The sequence below is a fragment of the Fodinicola feengrottensis genome (assembly GCF_039530045.1).
In the GTDB taxonomy this organism is placed as follows: Bacteria; Actinomycetota; Actinomycetes; order Mycobacteriales; family HKI-0501; genus Fodinicola; species Fodinicola feengrottensis.
The window spans coordinates 514,916-530,752 of sequence record NZ_BAAANY010000008.1 but is presented as its reverse complement, the minus strand read 5'-3'; the positions used below and the strand labels follow the sequence as shown (position 1 = coordinate 530,752).

Sequence of the window (15,837 nt, the reverse complement as noted above, 5' to 3'; positions counted from 1 at the left end):
GAGTAGCGATTTGTTCAGCCTTTTCTTCATTATTTGGTCGATGAGGTGCCTGCCCTGCACCCGCGGGCAATGAAACGGGCGAGCCAGCACAGCGGTCGGTAAGTTCTTCCTGCGAATACATGTCAGGAGGAATTGGTGGAGCCAGAAGTAACGATCGCGCAGGGCCGACTGCGGGGACGCACCGACGGGAATGTCACGGCATTCCTGGGGATCCCGTACGCGGCGGCACCGGTCGGACCGGCCCGGTTCGCGTTGCCGGCGCCGGCGGCGAAATGGGATGGCGTACGCGATGCGACCTCTTTCGGTCCGACCGCGCCACAGGCGCCACTGCCGCCGCCGATGGACGTGATCATCGGCAACCCGCACATCGACGGCGACGACTATCTGAATCTCTGCGTTTGGACACCCGACACCGGCGCCGCCGGACTGCCGGTCATGGTGTGGATCCACGGCGGCGGATATCACCTCGGCTCGAATGCGATGCCGGGGGCCAACGGAACCGCGTTCGCACGTGACGGGATCGTCCTGGTCAGCATCAACTACCGACTGGGGGTGCATGGTTTCGCCGTGCTGCCGGACGTACCGGCCAACCGTGGCATCAGGGACCAGCTGGCCGCTTTGCGGTGGGTGCAGGAAAACATCGCCGCCTTCGGCGGAGACCCTGCAAATGTAACGGTTTTCGGTGAGTCGGCCGGCGCGATGGCCACCTCCACCCTGCTTTCGCTGAAGGCCAGCGACGGCCTTTTCCATCGCGTCATCGCGCAAAGCGGCCACGGCCATTTGGTGGGCACGTACGAAGACACCCATCGCATGCTTGCCGAGTTGAGCGGCAGACTCGGTTCCCCGGCCACCGCCGCATCGCTCGCCAAGGTCGACGACACGGAGATCACCGCGGCACTGGATGCCATCCTGCAGGATCTCGCCGCGGATCCGGACCCGGCTCGCTGGGGCCGGTCAATCACCACCTGGACACTCCCCTTCCCGCCGGTCGTCGACGACCTGATCACCGACCGCCCAGTCGACACGGTCGCCGCCGGCGGCGGACAGCGGGTGCCGCTGATGATCGGTACGAACACCGACGAATGGCGGCTTTTCGTGGTCCCCAGCGGGATCGCCGCGTCACTCACCCGCGAGACCCTGGACGCGACCGCGGCCCAGAACGGCTGGGACCCGGCGATCGTCGACCATTACGCGACGAACCGGCCGGAGGCCCGCCCCGGCGACTTGCTGGCGGCGATCCTGACCGACTCGTACTTCCGCGCGCCCGCCGTCCGGCTCGCCGACGTCCACAGCGCCACCGGTCTTCCCACGTACGTCTACGAATTCGGCTTCGGCCCGGACACCGTGGGCGCCGCCCACGGCCGTGAGATCGGCTACGTCTTTGACAATCTCCCGCCGACCGCGCCAGAACAGGCTCGGCCGGTGGCCGATGCCATGCACAAGGCGTGGATTTCCTTCGCCACCAACGGAAATCCGGGCTGGCAGCCGTACGAGTCAACCAGTCGCCCGATCATGCTCTTCGACGCCCCCGACTCCACTCTCATCCACAACCCGCGCGCCGACGAGCTCGCCCTCTGGAACAGCGCCCTCTAGCCGGACTCCTCGCGTATCATATATGAGACATCAGATGCCAGAGGGAGACGAGATGCCGAGGATGCTCGTACCGCCCGCGTCCAGGACCGAGTTTGTGCTGGTCACGATCCGGCAGCTGATCCTGTCCGGCGAGTTGGTGCCCGGCCAGCAGCTGGTGGAGACCGAGCTGGCCGAGAGCTTCGGAGTGTCCAAGACGCCGGTACGCGAAGCGTTGAAGACGCTGGCCGGCACCGGGCTGGTGACGATGAGCCAGTTCAAGGGTGCGTCCGTACGGATCGTCGACGCCGACATGGCGTATGCCGTCTACGACCTGCGGCTGGCCGTCGAGCCAGCCGCAGTGCACCGGGCCGTACGCGTCGGCGCCGACCTGACCGCCGCCCGGGCTGCCCTGCGAAAGGCCGCGAAAACCCGCTCGAAGGCCGAGCTGAGCCTGGTCAACCGGGATTTCCACCGCGCGCTCTACGCCGGCTGCGGCAACCCGCTGATGGTCCAAGCGCTGGACGACTTGCGCGACCAGGCGGCCCTGATCACCGTCGCCGGCTGGGGCCTGGTGCCCAGCTGGGACGAGGAGGCGAGCGAACACGCCGCGATCCTCGCCGCCGCCGAGAAATCCGACCCGGACCTGGCCGCTTTTCTGCTCCAGCAACACATCCAGACCTTCGTCGACCGGATCGCGGCCGACCTGCCGAAAGGACAGCATGGACGCTGACCAGCTCAGAGCCGCATTGTCCACTGTGGTCGCCATTCCGGTGACGCCGTACGGCGGCGACGGGTGGGTCGACACGCAGGCTTATGCGCGCCTTCTCGAGCGGCTGGTCGACGGCGGGATCGGCGTGGTCACCCCCAATGGGAACACCAGCGAGTTCTACGCACTGACTCACGCGGAGGCCCGGTTGGCCACCGAGCTGACCGTGAAAACCGTTGGGTCCCGCGCAAAAGTGCTGGTCGGCGTCGGCCACGACGTGCCGACCGCGGTCGATGCCGCGCTGCACGCCAGCGAGATGGGCGCCGAGCTGATCATGATCCATCAGCCGGTGCACCCGCACGTGTCGCTGGCCGGTTGGATCGACTACCACGCCGCGATCGCCAACGCTGTCCCGGAAATCGGCGTCGTCCTGTACGTACGCAGCGCCCGGATCGGCGGCGCCGAGCTGCGCGAGCTCGGTGCGCGTTGCCCGAATGTGGTCGGCATCAAATACGCGGTGCCCGATCCGGTCCGGTTCGCCGGCACGGTGGCCGACGCCGGCGCCGACCGGTTCACCTGGATCGCCGGGCTGGCCGAGCCGTACGCACCGAGTGCCTGGAGCGCCGGTGCCCGCGGGTTCACCTCCGGGCTGGCGAACGTGGCCCCGGAGATCTCGTTGCGCATGCTGGCAGCGTTACGGGCCAACGATTTCCCGGCGGCGATGAAGGTGTGGGACTTGATCCGGCCATTCGAACAGCTGCGCGCGGCTTCGGAGAACGCGAACAATGTGAGCATCGTCAAGGAAGCGCTGGCCCAGCTCGGGCTGTGCCGCCGGGACGTACGGGCACCGAGCACGGTTCCCTCGCCGGAAGATGCGGCCGCGGTCACCGACATCCTGAAACGCTGGGCTCTGCGATGAAAAAACGCGAAGACCTGCGCAGCCAGGCGTGGTACGGCGGAGACGGGCTGCGGTCCTTCAGCCACCGGTCGCGCAGTCGCCAGCTCGGCCTCAATCCCGAGGAACACCTGGGAAAACCGGTGATCGGGATCCTCAACACGTACAGCGGGATCAACCCGTGCCACCTGCATTTCCGGGAGCGTGCCGAGGAAGTCGCTCGGGGAGTGTGGCAGGCCGGTGGCTATCCGGTGGAGTTCCCGGTCGCCACTTTGTCGGAGACGTACCAAAAACCAACACCGATGCTCTACAGGAACCTGCTCGCGATGGAGACCGAAGAGCTGCTTCGGTCGTACCCCATCGACGGTGCCGTGCTGATGGGCGGCTGCGACAAAACCACCCCGGCGTTGCTGATGGGCGCCGCGAGTGCCGGCCTGCCGGCTATCTACTTGCCGGCGGGGCCGATGTTGCGCGGAAACTGGCGCGGCGAGGTGCTCGGCAGCGGCACGGACATGTGGAAATACTGGGACGAACGCCGAGCCGGCAACGTCAGCGACTGTGAATGGACCGAGCTGGAATCGGGCATCAACCGGTCCCCCGGCCACTGTATGACGATGGGCACCGCGTCCACGATGACCTCGGCCGCCGAGGTGCTGGGGATGACGCTGCCAGGCGCTGCCTCGATCCCGGCGGTCGACTCCGGACATCACCGGCTGGCTGCCGCGACCGGGCTGCGGATCGTCGACATGGTGTGGGAAGACCTGACGATCAACGAAATTCTGACCGCGGACGCGTACGCCGACGCGGTGGCCACCGTCATCGCGCTCGGCGGCTCGACGAACGCGGTCATCCACCTGATCGCGATGGCCCGGCGCAGCGAGATCGGCCTCAGCCTCGCCGATTTCGACCGCATCGCGCGGCAAACCCCGGTGCTGGCGAACATCCGGCCGGGTGGCGAGTTCCTGATGGAGGATTTCTATTACGCCGGCGGCCTTCCCGCTCTGCTCGGGCAAATCAAGGATCTGCTGCACCTCGACCGAGTGACGGTCACCGGGCGTACGCTCGGAGAGCACCTGGACGGCGCGATCGTGCACCGCCCGGAGGTGATTCGGCCTCGGTCGAACCCATTGTCCACGGACGGCGGTTTGGCCGTGCTTTCCGGAAACCTCGCGCCGGACGGCGCGGTCATCAAACACATCGCCGCGCAGGAGCGGCTGCTGCAGCACACCGGACCGGCGATCGTTTTCCGGGACTACAAAGACATGCAGAACCGGGTGAACGACCCCGACCTGAAGGTGGACGCCGATTCGGTCCTGGTGCTCCAAAACGCCGGCCCACTGGGTGGTCCCGGCATGCCCGAGTACGGGATGCTGCCGATCCCGGACGTACTGCTGAGGCAGGGCATTCGGGACATGGTCCGGATTTCCGATGCCCGGATGAGTGGCACCAGCTATGGTGCCTGCGTGCTGCACGTGGCGCCGGAATCGTTCGTCGGTGGTCCGCTCGCACTCGTACGCACCGGCGACCTGATCACTCTGGACGTGCCGGCGCGCCAGCTCACCCTCGACATCAGCGACCGGGAATGGGCCCAGCGCAAGGCGCAATGGCAGTCACCGCCGGACCGGTACGAACGCGGTTATGGCGCCCTCTACCAAGCACACGTCACCCAGGCCAACCATGGCTGCGACTTCGACTTCCTGGCCCGGCCGGGAAAGAATCCGGACCCTAATCCGCGGTGATGGGAGTGGCCAGCGCCGCCTCCGGGATGGCGAAGCCGTCGACGAGTATCTCGGCGGACGAGCGTAGCTCGGCGCACAACTGATTGATCAGGCGGGTGACCGATTTCGACCGGCTCGGGGTGAGCCGGCCGTGTTCCAGGAACCAGCCGCGATCGGCCTCCACAGTGCACAACACGTGCAGGTCGCAGACCTTTCCCAACAGGGCGGCCACCTCCGGGTCGGGGCAGCTTTCCATGCCGGCCACGAAAGCTTCCAACACGATGCGGTCGATGTGGGCTCGCCCGGTCGCCAACAGGTGATCCTGAGCCGCGTTGAAGACCTCGAAGGCGTTGTCCTTGCCAGCTCGGCGAAGCCGGCGCGCGACCCCGTCCAGGAGGTGGTTTTCGCGGTCCTCAAAGAGCTTCAGCTGGAAGACGCGGTCGGTCAGATCGGCGTCTCGTAAGCCTTCCCACAACGGCCGGGTGGCGGTTGCCTCGATGACGGTTTCCATCACGTGGTCGGCCACGAACCGGACCATGCCGAGCATGTCCAGGTCGCCGAGATGGTCGCGATAGCTGGTCAACAGCCCTTTCGCGGCCAGCTGCAACAAAACGGTGTTGTCGCCCTCGAAGGTGGTGAAGACATCGGTGTCCGCTTTGAGCTGCGGCAACCGGTTCTCGGACAGGTAGCCAGCGCCACCGCAGGCCTGCCGACAGGTCTGAATGGTAGTGGTCGCGTGCTCCGTGGCGACGGCCTTGATGCCGGCCGCCCGCGCTTCCAACTCACGTTGCGCGTGATCGTCGACCCGATCGGCGGCGTGCAGGTCGTGCATGGTCGACACGAGCTGTTCCTGGGCGAAATGCAACGCGTACGTCGTCGCCAGCGCCGGCAGCAGCTTTCGCTGGTGGGCGAGGAAATCCAGGATCGGTGCGTCGAACTGGCGACGCCGCTGGCCGTACCGGATCGCGATCGCCAGCGCCATTTTGGTGGCGCTGCCGGCGGCCCCGGCCACGCTGATCCGGCCGCGGATCAGCGTACCGACCATGGTGAAGAACCGCCGGGACGGGTTCTGGATCGGGCTCCAATAGTCGCCGTCCGGCGAAACATCGCCATAACGGTTGAGAAGTGCCTCGCGGGGCACCCTTACGTGATCAAACTTCAAGCGCCCGTTGTCGACCCCGTTCAACCCGGCTTTTCGACCGCAGTCACCGATCCATACGCCGGGGACCGTCTTGCCAGCGGAATCCCGGATCGGCACCAGGAAGGCGTGTACGCCGTGCCCTTCCCCCTTGGTCGTCAACTGCGCGAAAACCACCGCCATCCGGCCGTGCATGGCAGCATTGCCGATGTAGTCCTTTCGGGCGCTCTCATCAGGTGTGTAAATCACGAATTCCCGCGAAGCGGGATCGTAAAGCGCGGTTGTCCGCAGGTTTTGTACGTCTGAGCCATGCCCCGTCTCGGTCATCGCGAAACAGCCGGGCAGGTCGAGGCTCATCACCGCCGGCAGGTATTCGCGGTGGTGTCGCTCGGTGCCCAGAGCCTGAATGGCGCCACCGAAAAGTCCCCATTGGACGCCGGCCTTCACCATCAGGGACAGGTCACCGTACGCGAGCATTTCGAACGACGCGACCGAACCGCCAAGGTCATCGTCGCCGCCGACCGCGGCCGGAAACGCCAGCCCGGCGTAGCCGCTGGCGGCCAACGACTTCATCCGCCGGAAAACCTGCTCGCGGTGTGCGTCCGTCTCCAGGCCGTCCGTCGGCTCGAACCGGTTGAGATGGTCGCGGGTTTTCGCGCGTACGTCCGCCCAGCGACCGTCCACCAGAGTCCGCAGGCTCCGCACGTCCACCGGCTTCATCGGCCCTCCGAAATGTTCCGCCTCGCGAAATGTGCCGTTTCCCAGCGTAAAACGATCGCACCCGGTCCGCCTGTCGCAGCGCTCACGCATAGGGTGCAGGCATGCATATCGTCAGATTCGTCGACCAGTACGGGGACGTGCGGGTCGGGCTCGCCGAGGCCCTGCAAGCCGACGCTGGACTGCGGGTTTTCCTCGACCAGCTCAAAGTCGGATCGTTGCTGCGGCTGGGCATCGATGACCTGCGCGAGCTGACCGAGCGGACGGCCAGCACCCCGGCGGTCTCCGCGGTCGGCGACGTGCAACTACTGCCGCCGGTGGACGGCCGTACCGAGATCTGGGCAGCCGGCGTGACGTACCAACGGTCCCGCGAGGCGCGCGTCCAGGAGAGCACCGAGCAGTCGGTGTACGAGAAGGTTTACGACGCCCAGCGGCCGGAGTTGTTCTTCAAGGCGCTGCCGTGGCGAGTGGTCACCGAAGGCGAGCCGATCGCCGTACGCACCGATTCCCCGCTCAACGTGCCCGAACCCGAGCTCGCGCTGGTCGCCAACCGGCATGCCGAGATCGTCGGCTACCTGGTCGCCAACGACGTGAGCTCGCGCTCGATCGAGGGCGAGAACCCGCTTTACCTCCCGCAGGCCAAGGTCTATGCGGGCAGCTGTGCCATTTCCGCCGGCATCCGGCCCGCCTGGGAGCTGCCCGCGGTGCCCGACCTGACCATCCGGCTGCAAATCGACCGAGCCGGCAACTGCGTCTTCGACGAGTCGATCACCACCGCGGCCTTTCATCGCAAGCTGCCGGAACTGGTCGACTACCTGTTCCAGTGCCAGCCCTTCCCGGACGGCGCCGTGCTCTCCACCGGCACCGGCATCGTCCCGCCCATCGACTTCACCCTGACGGCCGGCGACCTCGTACGCATCTCGATCGAGGAGGTCGGCACCCTGCGCAACACCGTTGTCGCCGGCATCGACGCCCTCAACTGGCTGGTAGACGCCGCCGCCGACCCCCGCCGGCGGCCGGACATACAGCTTTCCTAAGAGCCGGCCTGCCTCTGGCAGCGGTCAGGCGAGCCCGAATGATCGATGGTGTGACGGACGGTGAGCGGGCACAATCATTCCCGTGGCCGCACCTTTCCCGCCCGCGCCGCTGGCGCCCGATTTCGCGCTGTGGCCGGCCGAGCGGTTCCTTCGCCGCTGGTACGTGTGGGTTGTGGTGGTGATGCTTGTTCTGGTTGGTGCGTACGAAGTCATCCCGATCGGCTTCGACCTGGTCCACTGGGACTGGCTGTTCGTCAGCGGGATGGTCGTGCTGCTGGTGGCTTTGCGGATGGCGCTGGACCTGCCGGACCGGGTGCAGCAGACCCTCAGCCGGCTGGCCAACCGCGGGATTCTGGTCGCCGACCCGGCCGACCCGGACGACTTCGCCGATTTCACGGACACGCTGCACAAATCCGTCCGGCGGGCAAGTGTGGTGCCGGCCGCCGGCATCGCGCTTTGTGTGCTGGGCAGCTGGCTTTTCGCCTACGGCGCGATGATCGTCACCCGACCGGCGGTCATTGTCGCGGAGGTGGCCGGTGCCGCGCTCGCCGGACTTTTCATTGGCAGGGCTGTGGGTTACGGCCGACTGGGCCGCCGGCTGGAGCACAGCGCGCTGACCGTCAAGCCCGAGCCGGACAACTTCGACGGCGCCGCCGGGCTGCGACCGATCGGCAATCTCTACTTCTTCCAGGCCGGGATTCTGGCGCTGCCGGCCAGTTTTCTGGCGATCTGGTGGCTGATCATCCCGGCGCTGGGCAAATACGCGGTGTGGCGCGGCCCGTACGCGGCCTTTCTGGCTTTAGTGTTGTTGCTTGAGGTCCTCGCGTTTGTGGTGCCATTGCTGGCTTTCCACCGGCTGATGGTCCGCGAGAAGGCGGAACTGATGGTGCAGGCGGACCGGCACAGCCAGGAAGCCGCGTCCGTACGAAGGCAGTTGTTGAGCGCGGCGCCGGACCAGCGGCTGACATTGGAGATGCGGCTGGCCTGGCTCGGCGAGCGTTATTCCGTCATCGAGACCATGACGACATGGCCAGTCAGCGCGCCGATCCGGCGCCGGTTCACGATCAACAACGCACTGTTGCTGCTGCCCATCGCCATGCAGGCCTTCGGCGTTTCTCCGAAATGGCAGGAACTACTGGAAAACCTGCACAAAGCGATGAGCTAGTGTCCCGCCGGCGAAAAATGCCGCCCCCGAACTCGAGTCTTCCCGCCGGGTGTGACAGATCCGGCGACCCGCGTACTTCGGTGGATCCTGGTAGGAAGTGATTAGTCGACCTTCACGCCGTCGACCTCGACGGTGACCTTGGAGGTGTCGAAAGCGACCGCGCCGGCGATCGGCAGCGACTCGGCGAGCGGCTGCTCGTAGAGCCACGCCACGTCGTCGATGGCGGCGGTGCGTACGTACGAAGCCGTCCCCTTGTACGGGCAGACAGTCGACGTTCTGGTCGCTGACAACACATCGTTGCGTACGTCGTCGCGCGGGATGTAGTAACGGTTCGGCAGTCCGGTTTCGGACAACACGAACGGGCGGCTGCTCTCGGCCAGCACCACATCGCCGGCCCGCACGACGACTTTGCGGCTGCTCGTACGAATGTCGACGCGGTGGTACGGGTCGCGGAGGTGGCCGAGCACTTCCTCGTCCTCATCCAGCCACTGGTCGATCTTTTCCCAGTAGAGCGCCGCATAGCCCTTCAGCCACGACGCGGTCTCGATGGGCGCCGGATAGTGCCAGACGGCGTTCTCTTCGACGCGATCGCCGACGGTGATGGTGCGGTACGAGGCGTCGCCCTTGAATGGGCAGTGCGTCGTGTGGTCGGTCGGGGTCAGCAGGGCGGCCCGCAGATCCTCTTCCGGCACGTAAAGCGTGGGCAGCAGGTTGCTCTCGTACAACAGCATGCCGCGGTCGGTGTCCACCACCGTCTCGCCGTTCAGCACCGCGCGCACCCGGCGCGGGAACGGGCGGAAGAACAGTTTGTGGGCCGGTCCGTCTATCCGGTAGTTCACCGTGCTCGGTGCGTTGGCGGCCAGTGGCCCGCCGCCCAGTGTCAGACTCACGCCGATCCTCCTCGCGAGAAAAGTGTCTTCCGCGACAACATCATCGGCCGCGAGCCTGTTCCCGGCCACCGCCCATAGGCTGCCGAGTATGAAGGACCTCAGCGGATTCCGGCAGCTGGTCGCCGGCGAGCACGGCCTCGTCACGGTGACCACTCTGCGCAAGGACGGCACAATCCAGGCGTCGGTCGTCAACGCCAGCGTCGTCGACCACCCCTTGACCGGCGAGCCGGTGGTGGCTTTCGTGGCGATCGGCGGGGTGAACAAGCTCAGCAACCTGCGCGAGCGGCCCCGCGCGAACGTGGCGATCCGGGTGGGCTGGAAGTGGGCCGCGGTGGAGGGACCGGTACGGCTGATCGGGCCGGACGACCCCGCCGAAGGCGTGGATGCCGAGCGGCTGCGGCTTCTGCTGCGGGAGATCTTCACCGCGGCCGGCGGCACGCACGACGACTTCGACACGTACGACAAGGTCATGCGCGACGAGCGCCGGGTCGCCGTGTTGGTCACCCCGGAGCGATCCGTCGGGCACGTCTAAAAAGACACCTCTCCCGAACCGTGTTTCGATCACCGGCTGGCTGGGTAATCAGCGGCTGATCAGATCGGGTCGAGAGAGGGAAGGCGCTGACATGCCGAACGTGAAACTCCTGCCAGCAGCCCTGGTGTCCCAGTGGGAGTGGCAGCTGAGTGCGGCCTGCCGCGACATGGACAGCTCACTGTTCTTTCATCCCGACAACGAGCGCGGAGCGGCCCGGGCCAACCGGGCCGCCGAGGCGCAGCAGATCTGCCAAAGCTGCCCTGTCCTTGCCCAGTGCCGCAAACACGCACTGTCGGCCCAGGAGCAGTACGGCATTTGGGGCGGTCAGACCGAGGACGACCGCCGCGCGCTGGTCGCTGGCCGGCTGAACCCCTCGCGAAGGTGACGTTTTCGCCGGTCTCCTCGCCGGATCCATCCGGCGAAAACGTCACCCTCACGGAGGGTTCAGGCCGGTAACCAGCGTACGAACGAGCGGGAGGTCGACCGGCTCGGGCTCGGCGGCGAAGGTGGCCAGGAAGGCGGTCTGCAGGCAGCCGCCGAGCAGCAGCTGAGCGGCGGCCACCGGGTCGGCGTCCGGGTGCAGTCTGCCCAGTGCCTGCTCAGCGGCCAGATAGCCGGCCAATGCGGCTCGCGGGCGGTGCGGCCCAGCGCCCCTTTCCAGCAGCGCCTTACGATGCGCGGCGAGCAGTTGCGGCTCCGAGTAGAGCGAGGCCGCCATCGGGAACGTCTCGCGGTAGTACGCGATGGCCGTACGAGCGACTCGCTCCAGCACCTCGGCCAGCGGCTCGCGACCGACCAGTCCGGCCAAGCCCGCCAGCACCACCCCGAAGTCGCTCGGGACGCGCTCGTTCAGCACGGCCAGGAACAGGTCGGTCTTGTCGCGAAAGTGCTTGTAGAGCGCCGCTTCGGAGAAGCCGGCCTCCTTCGCGATCTCCTTGGTGGTGGCCCGGGCCAGGCCGCGCGTACGCATGACGTACGCCGCCGCGTCGACCATCCGGTCACGCGTACTCATGCGGATCTCCTCGCTTGACAGTTAGTGGGTGCTCACTCACTATAGTGGTTAGTGAATGCTCACTAACCACTATAGGAGACAGCCGTGAAGATCACCGTTTTCGGCGCCACCGGCGGCACCGGCCAGCAGCTCGTACGGCAGGCCTGCGCGGCCGGCCACGACGTGACCGCCGTGGTCCGCGACCCGGCCAAACTGACCGAGACCCACCCGCTGCTCACCGTCGTACGCGCCGACGTGATGGACCCTGAGTCCATCGGCTCGGCCATCGCCGGCCGGGACGCCATCGCGTCCGCGCTCGGCGGCCGCGGCGGCGGCCCGCACCGCGTCTGCACCGACAGCGCGACCAGCATCGCCAAGGCAATGGCAGCGCAAGGCGTTCAGCGGCTGGTCGCGGTCAGCAACAGCGGCATGATCCGCGACGCCGCCGACGGCCCGATCACCCGATTCGTCGCCAAACCCATCCTCAGCCGGCTCCTTCGCGAAGGCTGGGCGGACATGGCCCGGATGGAGGACATCATCCGGGCCACCGACCTGGACTGGACGCTGATGCGGCCGCCAATGCTCACCGACGGCCCGCGCACCGGCACCTACCGCACCGCGGTCGACCACACCATCCGCGGCGGCAACCGAATCTCCCGCGCGGACCTCGCCGACGGCATCCTGCGCGTCCTGGCCGACCCCGCGTCCGTACGCACCGCGGTCGCTCTCGCGAACTAGGCCCTGTCTGGTTATTGCGACGGGCGATAGCCGAGCCCAGGAGCCGCCTGGCGGCACCGCGGAAAAGCCCCCATAGCGCTGCTATGAAGGCTTCCCCGCGGCACCACCAGCCAGCTCCTGAATCTCGACTCTCATCCCACCGCAATAACCAGACAGGACCTAGGACGACCAGAGCGCGCGTGCGGTTGCCGTACGGGAGAAGATGTGCCGATGAGGCGCAGGTTCATGCTGGTCGCCATCGCCGTCACCGCGATGATGGCCGTGGTGTTCCTGGTGCCGTTGGCGTCGCTGCTGGTCGCCACGGCGGAGCGGGCGGCCCGGTCGGAGGCCGAGCGCCAGGCGTACCTGATCGGCAGCGCGCTGCTGGTGACGACGGACCGTGGCACCCTCAACCGGGCCATCGCACAGACCGCGGCGGGCCGAGACCATCGGGTGGCTGTCTCGATGACGGACGGCTCGGTGCTGGGCGCCAACCTGGCCCCGGCGGCGGCCGCCGCGCTGCCGCGAGTACGAGCCGCCGGTACGCCGCTGACGGTGCCGACCGACGGCGGCGAGATCCTGCTCAGCCCCGTCTCGATGCCGCAGGGTGGGACCGCGGTGGTGGCCGTCTACGTGACCGACGCCCAGCTGCACCAGAGCCTGCCACTGGCGCTGGCGATCTGCGCGGTCAGCACGGTGTTGCTGGTCGCGGTGGCGGTCTTCGTCGCGGACCGGCTGGCCACCGGTACGGTCCGGCCGACCAAGCGGCTGGCGGCGGCCGCCCACGCGCTGGGCACCGGCGCGCTGGACACCCGGGTCCGGCCCGCCGGGCCACCGGAGATCATGGCCGCTGGTCAGGCGCTGAACGAGCTGGCGGACCGGATCGTGGCGCTGCTCGCGGCCGAGCGGGAGATGGTCGCGGACCTCTCCCACCGGCTCCGGACCCCGCTGACCGCGCTCCGGTTCAGCGCCGAGGCGCTGCCGGCGGGACCCGATCGCGAGCAGATCCTGGACGCGGCCGTGTCGTTGGAACGCGAGGTGGACGCGTTGATTGCGGAGAGCCGGCGGGCCCGTACGCCCCGGCCGCCGGCCCGTACGGACGTGGCCTCAGCGGTCGCCGACCGGACCCGGTTCTGGTCGGCGCTGGCCGAGGAACAGGGCCGGCACTGGGCGTTTCACCGTACGTCCGACCAGCCGGCGATCGTGGCGGTGGCGGAGAAGGACCTGGACGCGGCGCTGGACGCGCTGCTGGGCAACGTCATTCGGCACACCCCGCCGGGCGCCGCCGCGCACATCCAGGTGATCCAGGCCGCGGCCGGCGTGTCGGTGGTGGTCGACGACGCCGGCCCGGGCATCGCGGCGCCGGCCCGGGCACTGCGCCGCGGGACCAGCGCGACCGGCTCGACCGGGCTCGGGTTGGACATCGCCCGGCGGACCGTGGAGTCAGCCGGCGGCCGGCTGGAGATCGGCCGCAGCCCGGCCGGTGGCACTCGCGTGCGGCTGGTTTTCCCGTACGCGCAGAAGCCCGGTCAGCCGGTGGCCTGAGGTGGCTCCAGTTTGATGCCGACACCGCGGACGGTGTGCAGGTAGCGCGGCGCCTGCGCGGTCTCGCCGAGCTTACGGCGCAGCCACGACAAATGCACGTCGATGGTCTGATCGTCGTCGCCGCTGGGCAGATGCCAGACCTCGCGCAGCAGCTCCCGCCGGGACACCACCTGACCGGCCCGCCGGGCCAGGTGCGCCAGCAGGTCGAACTCCTTGCGGGACAGGCTGAGCGGCTCGCCGGCCAGGCTCGCCACCCGACTGGCCAGGTCCACCTCCAGAGCGCCGACCGCGAGCGGCGCGCTCGGCGTGGACATCCCGGCCCTGCGCAGCACCGCCTCCACCCGGGCGCCCAGGTGCGGCGGCGAAAATGGCTTGATCAGGTAGTCGTCCGCGCCGGCGTGCAGCAGCCGGATCGTGGTCTCCTCGTCCGCGTGCGCTGTCACGATCAGCACCGGCGCCGAGTAGATCGCCCGGATCATCCGCAGCAGAGACTCGCCGTCCAGGTCTGGCAGGCCCAGATCCAGCACGATCAGGTCAGGTCGCCAGGACACCGTCTCGGACAGACCGGCCGATCCGGTGGCCACCGACCGTACGTCGTACTTACTGCTCCTCAGGTAGTCGGTGAGTAGGCGACGTACGTTCGGGTCGTCTTCGACGAGGAGGAGCTTCATGGCGGGGATGATTCCAGCAATGTTGGCGAACAGGGTGCGTTGGTCAAGTATTGTGCTGTCGTGAGCAGCGCGCGGCACTTGGGCTTGGTTTGGGTCATTTTCACCCTCCTCGCGACCGCTGCTGTCTGCTACGCAGTTAACCAGGTTCTCGGCCCGCGACCAGTCGACCGGACAATTTCCGTCACCAGCCCGGCGAGCGGCCCCGCGGGAGCGTCCGATCTGTCCCATCAGCTGGCCAATCGGGCATCCGGTGGGGTGGGCACACCGGCCGGCGGCAGCACCGGCGGGGCGGCCGCCGATCCGCCGGCCGCACCCCACCCGACCAGCGGCAAGCCGGCCGCGGCCCATCCGGGAGTGGACGACCGTACGCTCACCGGCGCGCCGGCCACCGGACCGGACGTCACCTTGGGCAACTCGCCGACCTCCGCGCCCTCGTCGCCGGCCCCGGACCCACCGCCGTCCCAGTACGTGACCCAGCCGACCCGGCATGTGGACGCCCGGCACGGCAGCGTCACGTTCACGTACCAGAACGGCCAGATGGGTGTGCAGGACCCGCAGCCGGAGTCGGGCTACTCGGCCACCATCACCAAGCTGCAGGCGCGCAAAGCGATCGTGCAGTTCACCAACCCGGACACCGACACCACCGAGACCGTGCTCGCGCAGGTCAGCGACACCGGCAGCTGGGTCGTCGACCTCACCGAGGCGTCCTGACCGCGGCTGGGATCGTGTTGGCCGGGGGCCGGTCGGCGCGGATGGGCCGGTCGAAAGCCGACCTGCCCTGGCACGGCTCGACACTGCTGCGGCGGACCGTGGGTGTCCTCGCGCGAGCCGTCGATGGGCCGGTGGTGGTCGTACGAGCGGCCGGCCAGTCGCTGCCGTCCCTGCCGGCCGGCGTCGAGGTCAGAGACGACGACGCGGAGGGCCTCGGTCCGCTACAAGGGCTCGCGGTCGGGTTGGCGGCCGCCGGCACGGACGTGGCGTATGTGTCGTCGACGGACTTGCCGTTCCTGCATGTCGCGTTCGTACGCCGAGTGCTCGCCGCCTTCGACGCCGACACCGCTGGGGAGGCTGGCCCTGACGTCGTTCTGCCGATCATCGGCGGGTTCCGGCAGCCGCTCGCGGCCGGCTATCGCACCTCGCTGGCGCCGCTGGTCGCCGGCCTGGTGGCTGAGCGGCAGCTGCGGCCGGCATTCCTGTTCGAGCGCTGTCGGGTCGTACGCCTGGACGAGCCGGCGCTGCTCGCCGATCCGGTGCTCGCGGCCACCGACCCGGAGCTGGCCTCGGTGGTCAACGTCAACGAGCCGGCCGACTACCGGGCAGCGCTGGCCCAGCCGGCGCCGCTGGTCACCGTTCAACCCGGCGGTGCGCTCGTACCCGCCGCCACCCTCGCCGAGGCCGGCTTCCCGCTCGCCGACCACTTCGCCACCGTCAACGACTCGCCGCCCATTGACGACCCTTCATATCCCCTCGTCACCGGCGACACCGTCCACTTCCACCCCCGTCACTCTCCGTCCCGGCCGTGACGTCCGCATCGACGCGATGC

General features: G+C 68.1%; 16 protein-coding genes. 12 read left to right on the top strand and 4 right to left on the bottom strand.

The genetic code is table 11. The features are described from left to right. Positions 1-135: 135 nt before the first annotated feature. The 4 genes from ABD301_RS12150 to araD are packed head-to-tail and all read left to right on the top strand — an operon-like array spanning position 136 to position 4,912. A complete protein-coding gene (locus ABD301_RS12150) occupies positions 136-1,593 on the top strand; it encodes a carboxylesterase/lipase family protein (protein ID WP_344309882.1) in 1,458 nt (485 codons plus the stop codon). 52 nt (positions 1,594-1,645) lie between these two features. Next, positions 1,646-2,302, top strand: coding sequence for a GntR family transcriptional regulator (locus ABD301_RS12145; RefSeq protein ID WP_344309880.1), 657 nt, complete (start codon positions 1,646-1,648; stop codon positions 2,300-2,302). Then, positions 2,292-3,197, top strand: coding sequence for a dihydrodipicolinate synthase family protein (locus tag ABD301_RS12140; protein ID WP_344309878.1), 906 nt, complete (start codon positions 2,292-2,294; stop codon positions 3,195-3,197). Before ABD301_RS12145 ends, ABD301_RS12140 begins: the two co-directional genes overlap by 11 nt. Beyond that, positions 3,194-4,912 (top strand): L-arabinonate dehydratase, encoded by a 1,719-nt coding sequence (gene araD, locus ABD301_RS12135; RefSeq protein ID WP_344309876.1) that lies wholly within the window; start codon positions 3,194-3,196, stop codon positions 4,910-4,912. Before ABD301_RS12140 ends, araD begins: the two co-directional genes overlap by 4 nt. Here the strand turns inward: araD and ABD301_RS12130 are convergent. Beyond that, on the bottom strand, positions 4,899-6,749 hold the full coding sequence (locus tag ABD301_RS12130) for an acyl-CoA dehydrogenase family protein (protein ID WP_344309874.1): 1,851 nt from the start codon (positions 6,747-6,749) through the stop codon (positions 4,899-4,901). The two genes, araD and ABD301_RS12130, sit on opposite strands and share 14 nt — an antisense overlap. Before the next feature lie 101 nt (positions 6,750-6,850). On the opposite strand from ABD301_RS12130, the gene ABD301_RS12125 reads away from it, so the two are divergent. Both ABD301_RS12125 and ABD301_RS12120 read left to right on the top strand, forming a co-directional pair. Then, entirely contained in the window at positions 6,851-7,783 is a 933-nt protein-coding gene (locus ABD301_RS12125; RefSeq protein ID WP_344309872.1) for a fumarylacetoacetate hydrolase family protein, read from the top strand. An 82-nt stretch (positions 7,784-7,865) separates the two neighbouring features. After that, positions 7,866-8,948: a hypothetical protein gene (locus ABD301_RS12120; RefSeq protein ID WP_344309870.1), complete on the top strand. Its 1,083-nt coding sequence runs from the start codon at positions 7,866-7,868 to the stop codon at positions 8,946-8,948. Positions 8,949-9,049: 101 nt separating this feature from the next. Here the strand turns inward: ABD301_RS12120 and ABD301_RS12115 are convergent, their stop codons facing one another. Further along, positions 9,050-9,838, bottom strand: a complete 789-nt coding sequence (locus tag ABD301_RS12115) for a DUF427 domain-containing protein (RefSeq protein WP_344309868.1) — start codon at positions 9,836-9,838, stop codon at positions 9,050-9,052. Between the two features lie 88 nt (positions 9,839-9,926). Here ABD301_RS12115 and ABD301_RS12110 point away from each other — a divergent pair, with 88 nt between their 5' ends. After that, positions 9,927-10,370 (top strand): pyridoxamine 5'-phosphate oxidase family protein, encoded by a 444-nt coding sequence (locus ABD301_RS12110; RefSeq protein ID WP_163571336.1) that lies wholly within the window; start codon positions 9,927-9,929, stop codon positions 10,368-10,370. Between the two features lie 91 nt (positions 10,371-10,461). Continuing rightward, entirely contained in the window at positions 10,462-10,755 is a 294-nt protein-coding gene (locus ABD301_RS12105) for a WhiB family transcriptional regulator (protein WP_163571334.1), read from the top strand. A 48-nt stretch (positions 10,756-10,803) separates the two neighbouring features. Here ABD301_RS12105 and ABD301_RS12100 read toward each other — a convergent pair whose 3' ends face one another. After that, positions 10,804-11,382 carry a TetR/AcrR family transcriptional regulator gene (locus ABD301_RS12100; protein ID WP_163571332.1) on the bottom strand — a complete coding sequence of 193 codons (579 nt, stop codon included), beginning with the start codon at positions 11,380-11,382 and terminating at the stop codon, positions 10,804-10,806. A gap of 84 nt (positions 11,383-11,466) precedes the next feature. On the opposite strand from ABD301_RS12100, the gene ABD301_RS12095 reads away from it, so the two are divergent. Together ABD301_RS12095 and ABD301_RS12090 are read left to right on the top strand one after the other, a co-directional pair. Beyond that, entirely contained in the window at positions 11,467-12,099 is a 633-nt protein-coding gene (locus ABD301_RS12095; RefSeq protein ID WP_344309865.1) for an NAD(P)-dependent oxidoreductase, read from the top strand. A gap of 210 nt (positions 12,100-12,309) precedes the next feature. Then, entirely contained in the window at positions 12,310-13,623 is a 1,314-nt protein-coding gene (locus ABD301_RS12090; protein WP_344309863.1) for a HAMP domain-containing sensor histidine kinase, read from the top strand. Here the strand turns inward: ABD301_RS12090 and ABD301_RS12085 are convergent. Further along, a complete protein-coding gene (locus ABD301_RS12085; RefSeq protein WP_344309861.1) occupies positions 13,608-14,294 on the bottom strand; it encodes a response regulator transcription factor in 687 nt (228 codons plus the stop codon). The two genes, ABD301_RS12090 and ABD301_RS12085, sit on opposite strands and share 16 nt — an antisense overlap. Before the next feature lie 60 nt (positions 14,295-14,354). Here ABD301_RS12085 and ABD301_RS12080 point away from each other — a divergent pair, with 60 nt between their 5' ends. Next, on the top strand, positions 14,355-15,005 hold the full coding sequence (locus ABD301_RS12080; RefSeq protein WP_344309859.1) for a hypothetical protein: 651 nt from the start codon (positions 14,355-14,357) through the stop codon (positions 15,003-15,005). A gap of 14 nt (positions 15,006-15,019) precedes the next feature. Continuing rightward, entirely contained in the window at positions 15,020-15,817 is a 798-nt protein-coding gene (gene mobA, locus ABD301_RS12075; RefSeq protein WP_344309857.1) for a molybdenum cofactor guanylyltransferase, read from the top strand. The last annotated feature ends 20 nt before the right edge of the window (positions 15,818-15,837 follow it).

Coding starts and splice junctions, on each gene's coding strand:
- ABD301_RS12145 (WP_344309880.1), top strand. CDS start 1,646: ATGCCGAGGATGCTCGTACCGCCCGCGTCCAGGACCGAGTTTGTGCTG.
- ABD301_RS12140 (WP_344309878.1), top strand. CDS start 2,292: ATGGACGCTGACCAGCTCAGAGCCGCATTGTCCACTGTGGTCGCCATT.
- araD (WP_344309876.1), top strand. CDS start 3,194: ATGAAAAAACGCGAAGACCTGCGCAGCCAGGCGTGGTACGGCGGAGAC.
- ABD301_RS12130 (WP_344309874.1), bottom strand. CDS start 6,749: ATGAAGCCGGTGGACGTGCGGAGCCTGCGGACTCTGGTGGACGGTCGC.
- ABD301_RS12125 (WP_344309872.1), top strand. CDS start 6,851: ATGCATATCGTCAGATTCGTCGACCAGTACGGGGACGTGCGGGTCGGG.
- ABD301_RS12110 (WP_163571336.1), top strand. CDS start 9,927: ATGAAGGACCTCAGCGGATTCCGGCAGCTGGTCGCCGGCGAGCACGGC.
- ABD301_RS12105 (WP_163571334.1), top strand. CDS start 10,462: ATGCCGAACGTGAAACTCCTGCCAGCAGCCCTGGTGTCCCAGTGGGAG.
- ABD301_RS12100 (WP_163571332.1), bottom strand. CDS start 11,382: ATGAGTACGCGTGACCGGATGGTCGACGCGGCGGCGTACGTCATGCGT.
- ABD301_RS12090 (WP_344309863.1), top strand. CDS start 12,310: ATGAGGCGCAGGTTCATGCTGGTCGCCATCGCCGTCACCGCGATGATG.
- ABD301_RS12085 (WP_344309861.1), bottom strand. CDS start 14,294: ATGAAGCTCCTCCTCGTCGAAGACGACCCGAACGTACGTCGCCTACTC.